Genomic DNA, 7,052 nt, shown 5'->3' with positions numbered 1-7,052 from the left:
ATCATTCCTCTTTTGTGTATTCTAGTGAAATGACACAGATTTCTAAACACTACCACATAATGGCAATGCAGTTGTCGATTGCCAGCCGCGATTGTTCAACAATTCCTCCTTCAACAATTTCACCGTCTTGCATCGGCGTTTGCCCGGAAACCCGAAGCCAACCACCGGCGAGTGTAGCTCGCGCAAAGGGCAAATGCTGCCCGCCAGTTCCAACTCCCCCTTCAACACCTATTCTTGTTATTGTCATCATTACTCTCTTTTTTTATTTTCGATTTTATTATGCGTTAAAAAGCGCCCGGCATTTGCCGTTTCCACACTATTGCGATAGGCATTGTCACTTAGATAACTGAGCTTGCCATTTACCCACACTTTCTCTATTCCTGTCGCTAGAGACTGAGGTTTGACGTAAGTTGCCGTATCTTTGATCTTTTTTGCATCAAATAACACCAAATCGGCAAAATAGCCGGGCTTTATTTGGCCCCGCTGCTGGAGCCCAAAGCGCCACGCTGGCAGCGCTGTCATTTTATGTATTGCTAAGGCCATACTTAGTAGCTCGCGCTCACGACTGTACTCGCCTAATACTCTCGGAAAAGTTCCCCATAATCTAGGGTGGGGATGGGGATCACAGGGCAGGCCGTCGGAGCCAATCATGCTGTGCTGGTAGGCCAAAAACTGTTCCACATCTTGCTCTTGCATGCAATGGTAAACAGCCCCGGCAGGCTGCAGCTTTTTCGCCGCTTCCATTAAGGGTAACTGCCACTGACTAGCGATATCGGCTAATGACTGTTGCGCCATTTCTGGATGAGATTTGGACCAAGTAATAAAAATCTCAGCATCACTGCTAACCTGGTGTAAATCTAGGGTGCTGGAGCTCGCTGCATAAGGGTAACAATCACAGCTAATGTCTTGTTGTGCTCGGCGCAGTTCAAAATGATTAATCACCTCTGCTGCACGCCCCCAATTTTGCTTACCAGCGCACTTAATATGCGAAATGACTAAAGGAATACCAGCGTTCTGGGCTGTGCTATACGCTTCCTCCATCGCGGCAATGATACCCTGAAACTCTGTGCGTAAATGGGTTGCATAAACGCCTTGGTATTGCGCCACAACTTTTGCCAGTGTCGTCACTTCATGGCTACTGGCAGCATTGGCATTTTGATAGGCCAAACCTGAGCTGAGCCCAAGAGCTCCCTGACGCATAGCCGTATCTAATAGCGTTTGCATTGCCTTCAATTGCTGCTCATTTGCAGCAACGGAAAGATCTTCCATCACTTGCGCACGCAAACAGGTGTGGCCAATCAGCATAGCCACATTCACTTTTGCCGGGACTTTTTGCAGTGCGCGTCGATAGTCTTGCAGCTGCGCAAAAGCAAATTCACTTTGTGTGCCTAGTAAGTTTAATGGCTCCACAGCTCTGACTTCCGCAGCGAAAGGTACTGCGCTAATGCCACAGTTTCCAGCAATCACCGTGGTCACTCCTTGACTGATTTTGCTCAGCATCTCGGGGTTGCGTATCACCTCCAGATCATCATGAGTGTGGACATCAATAAACCCTGGTGCAAGTACTAGGTCTTTACCATCGACCTCTTCGCTAGCCTGCACATTGTGGCATTCGCCCACTGCAATTATTTTATCTCCTGCAATTGCCACATCCAGCTGCTGAGCACTATGCGCTGGATAATTGTACACGGTGGCACCGCGAATGATGGTGTCGGCAGCAATCCTTGTCACGTTCATTAATCTCCCAATGGAAAGCGCTTATCAGCCGGCGCCATCGTGCTATTTTTATCTCGGTGTTGGTCGAGCTGAGTTTTTAATCGCCTGAGTTTCTCCTTTGAACGGCGCTGGTTTATTATCGCCACTTCACTAGATAAAATATCCACGGCTGCCATCATGGCGTAACGCGCGGCACTAGGCTTAAAAATATAATCGCTTTCTTGGGTTTTTATGGGCAGGTGATGTTCAGCAATGGCTGCCAGCTCACTTTGAGGACAAATTGCCACAACCAAAGCACCATACTCTTTAGCAATACGCGCTGCGTCTAAAACATCTGGTGAGACGCCACTGAGAGAAAGGCATATCACCACGTCTTGCTTGTTAACGGTAGAGGCTACCATTCGCATCATCATGGGATCAGAATAGGCATTGCTTAACACATCAAGCCGAAACAAACGGTTTTGGCACTCTTGTGCCATCATGCTACTGCCGCCGCCCACACCAAAAATTAAACAGTGCCGTGTTTCACATATCAGTTTGGCAGCTTGTTCAACCACTTGCTCAGCAATTAATCCAGCGTTGAGTGTCAGTATCTCCTGAATGGCCGTGTAAACATGAGAAATGCCCTCTTTTTCCACTAATTCTTGATTGGTAAAGCGCTCCCCGATAGCGGCAGATTGCGTTAACTGAAATTTTAAGTCTCGGACATTGTCACAACCTAAACTTTTCGCCAGCCGCGTAATTGTGGCATGACTGACACCGGCTTTATCTGCCAACTCATTAATGGAGGCCGCTGCGGCAAAGCTAAGCTGGGCTAAAATAAGCCTAGCTACTTTTTCTTCTGCCGGACTAAATAAGCCCAAACCTTCTTTTATTTTACTGATAATGTCCACACGTCCTCCTGATGTTAGAACTGCGTTGTAACTAACTCATTCACTACCCAAGGCTGCTCAACAATGGCAATGTGTTTCCATTTATCAAACGTTAAGCACGGATGTGAAGTGGAAAAACACATCATATCACCCACATCAAGCCTAGCTCCTTTGGGTATTATCATTACAGCATGTTGGTCCATAATGGCAGTAAGTGTCCAAGCATCATCCACTTTGTGTAATTGTTGCTGCTTTGGAGAGTAAGCCCACTCAGGGGTTGGTAACCCCGCATCAAACGCCACATCGCGTTTGCCCATGCCAATAATCGCCCTACCAGGCTCTGGTAAAGACAACACATAAGCCCAAATGAATAAGCTGGAGCGCAACTCCCCCATTATTGTTTGAGCTGCTTGACTGCGGCGACTAATTTTATCTTGCGCTTGCTGATAAATGCCGGTGTCATGGATCAAATAACAGCCTGGACGAATAACACAATGAAACGGTAATTCAGTCGCCTTTTCTTGCCACACTGCAGTGACAATATCATACCAAGCAGATCCTGCCCCGGTGATCACCGGCTTTGTCACAGAAAAGTAGCCCTGTTGATGAAGTGCTACTGCCTGCTGCAATGCTTCGGCAACAAATTGAGCAACTTGCTGTTCAGCCTCTGAGCCATGGATCACTCCTTCATAAAACCCGATCCCAGCAACCGCAAGGCCATCATACTGCGAACAGCAATGTGCTAAGTCCATTAATTCAGCATAACTTTGACAACCACAACGACCTTGAGCGATCCCCACCTCGAGCAATACATTAAGTTTATTGGCACAGCCCACAAAAAATGCGCCTAACTCCCTAGCATTAGCTTGTGAGTCAACAAAGCAATATAACTCGATATCTCTTTGCGTTAATAACTGCTTAACTTGAGCGAAGTGGAAACGGCCAACCAACTGATTCGCTAAAATAATTCGCTTTGCTCCCGCCTCAACGGCCACCGCCAGTTGCGGTACTGTGGCCACCGTTATTCCCCAAGCTCCGTGCTCTAGTTGCAACTGGAAAAGCGCGGGCGCCATGGTGGTTTTGCCATGTGGTGCCAAAGAGACCCCATTTAGTTTGGCAAAATTGGCCATCCACTTAGCATTATTTACTAATGCCGATTTCTCCAGTACCGCAATCGGAAGACTTACCTCTTCCTTGAGGATATCCCAACCATTTTGAGCTAGTTGCTTAACCGCGCCCATTCCTTTGCCTTGATTAAGCATCATATCTTCACTCCCTGGCAATATTAAAATGTTGCGCGAACACTTAATGCAAAACGTCTATCGGTGGTGAAGCTCAGCGCCTGCGTTTTAGTGCCGGCTTGATCCATCTGATACTTGGTTTTCGTTTCAGTATCCAACAGGTTGCTGGCTTCTAGGCCAATCTTCCAATGATCATTGATGGTGTAGTACAGACTAGCATCCATCATGCCGGTCGCTTCAGCAAAAGCAGGGACATATTCTTCCGACTCACGCAGTGTTAACAAGTATTCTGAACGCCAAGTATAAGCAAGCCGAAAAGAAATATCCTGATATTCGTACATACCGATAACATTGAAGTTCTGGTCTGAGTAGCCTTGCAGTGGTAAACCACTAAATACGCGGAATGTATTGCGGTTATCGGTAATCGGGTCGCCATTTTCGTTAAAGCCTAATGTACCAGCCGAGACCTCATTAGGATCTTCAAGTCCCTCTTGGTCAATATAAGTGAAGTTTAGCTGTAAACCGAGGCCACTCCATGCGCCAGGCAGCATGTCGTAAAATTGCGAGTAGGAAAACTCCAGTCCTCTGAGCGTACCTGAGCCCGTATTTGCCGGACCATATGCCGAGATATCGTAGTCTTCCCCGCTGTAAGACACCGACATGTCAAACGCGCGGTCACGAATAATATTATCGAGTTTTTTGTGGAATAACCCGGCGGTAACATACCCTGCCGGAGCGAAGTACCATTCAGTGGTTAAATCAACATTAATAGCTTCTTCTGGTTCGATGTAAGGGTTGCCCGACAAGGCTGTCAATTCAATGTCATCAATCCCCACCACGGGGTTATTTTCTTCGTCATAGTCAGCACCAGGAGTTTGTAGTCTTCTGGTGTAATCTAAGTTAATAATGCTAATGTTTCTAGCATCAACAAGACTTGGAAAATGCAGTGCTTTAGAAGCGCCAAAACGAACCACCACGTCTTCACTTACACCAAAACTTAAATTTAAGCTTGGCAATACGGTGCTGTAATCGGTGCCTTCAACTGTGCTGAGCTCAGACTCACCACCGGCAATATCGTAATAGCGTTTATATTCGCTTTGTTGCATTACGGCATTTAAAGAAGTACCCGGCTCACCACGCTTGATGGTTGCTGGCTGCACTAAAGCTCCAGTCGATTCAAGCTGATAATTAACATAGCGCAAGCCTACATTACCAACCACTGGAATATCTTGAAGTAAGAAATCAAAATCACCACGGACATAGAACTCAGCACGCTTTTCATTGGTGGCACTGATGTTGTGGGCCGCAAAGGGTCCTTCTACCCGATCAGGTTTATCTTCGTAAGGAACATAAACCCCACTACATGTACCACCGTTAGCAGCACTGTTGGTGGCATTATGCCAACCATCTTGACAACCTTGGCGAAGCGAATCGGCGTAATTTCTGACCAAACTCATTTTAGGAAATAAGAAGTTATCCACCGAGCCCTGCAGTACTTCCCCGTTAAAGTAATCGGAAAAATCTACGCGCTCAAATAGCTCTGGACGATTCACTGCCGCGGCAGCATTACGATCCGCTTGCACCCAAGGCGTACCAATCGCTGACCACCCCTCATAGGCGGTATCTCGTACCGTCAGGTCTTTATCAGATACGTAAACGCCAGAGCTAATGCTTGTGAAGTCGCCATCTAACTCATATTTGAAGTCTAATTTAAAACTTTGCGCGTCTGCAGTATTTTGCTCTACTTGTTCCATACCACTGCCAAGGAACACGTTTGGCACCGGACCATTCCAATCTTCATTGGGCGACCAGCCGGCGGTTAAAATATTATCGCTCAAGAATTCTACGGTTGGCCTTGAGCCACGCATATCTAAAAAATAAGGCGACACAACATGAACATGATTGCCCCGAGTTTGCCCCGACATACTGTAATTTTCTACCTCTTTTTCAGAGTCGATATATTGATAATCGAGATCCACTGTCCAGCGTTCGGCCGGCTTTAAGGTTAGCTTGAAAGAAGTGTCGTTAACGGTGTTTTCGTTATAGTTCCAACGGCTACGATAGAAAAACGGCGTTTCTGGACTCACCCCCAAGGCAATCCCTGAGGTGACAAAGCCGTTTTCAGTGGTGAGCGGATAGCCATTTTGCGCGTCATCCTGCCAGTTTTGTGAAGAGCCCATAAAACCTTTAAAGCCCTGCGCGGCTTGACCAATTTGGCGCTCATTCCACTCCAGGGAAGCTTTTGAGCGAATATGCTCTAAGGTAGCAACGATGGTTTCGTCGCTATTTGCCCATTGCAGTGATGAGGTTAACCCTGAGCGCTTACGATCATTAGTGGCTGTGCTCATATGAATTGCCACAGGTACGTGCCAAACGCTACCTGCTGGCTGCCCAGGTAAAGCGGGGCCATCTACCGGTGAAGACGGATCGACACCGGTAATGCCACCCCATTGATCCAAGGTAGGAACAAAGGCATCACCTCGAGAGTGGAAGTTTCCTAACCCCACACCATCCCCTCGAGTTTGATATTCTGATTGTGACAGAGCAACTAGAAAGCCAAATTTTCCGGCGTCCGTTTCCCAGTTATCTGAAAAAAGCGCAGAAAAAGAAGGCGTTACTTCCTCTCTAAAGTCGCCATAATTGGCTTTGGCATTAAACGAAATTAAGCGTTCGTCGCCATCAAAGGGTTTTCGAGTGATGAGGTTAACCGTACCTGAAATACCACCAGAAATAAGATCAGCCGTTTGGTTTTTGACGACTTCTACGGCACCAAGCAACTCCGCAGGAAAATCCTCATAGCTAAGACCACCAGAGGGGTTAGCACTAAATGCATCGCGGCCATTTACTTCAGAACGTACTCTGTCTAGCCCGCGTACTAACACCCCCGTACCCTCATCAGCGTAATGCTTGGGATCATCCGAAGAAGCAAAGCGTTCTATGGTTACACCGGGTACACGCTGTAGTGCTTCAGTAACCGACTTATCAGGTAAAGCGCCTATGTCAGAGGCAGTAATGACATCTTTTACAGTATCGGCAAAACGCTTAATATTTTGTGCGCTATTGATACTGCCACGGATCCCTCTTACTTCAATAACTTCCATTTGCTCTTCAGCTTGCGCTTTAATGACATCGCTGTCATTTTGTTCCGACGTTTCAGCCATAAGGTAGCTTCGGCGTTTTTCAAGGTAGTTGTCACCATTTGCCGCTTTAAGCGACCTGTTTT

Annotated in this window: 5 protein-coding genes; all 5 read right to left on the bottom strand. The window is 47.0% G+C overall.

The features are described 5' to 3' along the window. Window positions 1-49 precede the first annotated feature (49 nt). Window positions 50-250: a RidA family protein gene (locus tag ACNKW2_RS17480; RefSeq protein ID WP_419149701.1), complete on the bottom strand. Its 201-nt coding sequence runs from the start codon at window positions 248-250 to the stop codon at window positions 50-52. Further along, the gene (locus ACNKW2_RS17475) at window positions 250-1,737 is read right to left on the bottom strand and encodes an N-acyl-D-amino-acid deacylase family protein (protein ID WP_419149700.1); all 1,488 of its coding nucleotides are present in this window, start codon (window positions 1,735-1,737) and stop codon (window positions 250-252) included. The genes ACNKW2_RS17480 and ACNKW2_RS17475 overlap by 1 nt, the downstream gene beginning before the upstream one ends. Then, window positions 1,737-2,609, bottom strand: a complete 873-nt coding sequence (locus ACNKW2_RS17470; protein ID WP_419149699.1) for a MurR/RpiR family transcriptional regulator — start codon at window positions 2,607-2,609, stop codon at window positions 1,737-1,739. Before ACNKW2_RS17470 ends, ACNKW2_RS17475 begins: the two co-directional genes overlap by 1 nt. Window positions 2,610-2,623: 14 nt before the next feature. Continuing rightward, window positions 2,624-3,853, bottom strand: coding sequence for an amino acid deaminase (locus tag ACNKW2_RS17465; RefSeq protein WP_419149698.1), 1,230 nt, complete (start codon window positions 3,851-3,853; stop codon window positions 2,624-2,626). A 20-nt stretch (window positions 3,854-3,873) separates the two neighbouring features. Further along, a partial coding sequence (locus ACNKW2_RS17460) for a TonB-dependent receptor (RefSeq protein ID WP_419149697.1) occupies window positions 3,874-7,052 on the bottom strand: 3,179 nt, incomplete at its 5' end.

The sequence above is a fragment of the Pseudoalteromonas 'SMAR' genome, assembly GCF_048515945.1.
Lineage (GTDB): Bacteria > Pseudomonadota > Gammaproteobacteria > Enterobacterales > Alteromonadaceae > Pseudoalteromonas.
The sequence above is the reverse complement of the archived record's forward strand: the minus strand, read 5'-3'. Positions and strand labels throughout refer to the sequence as shown.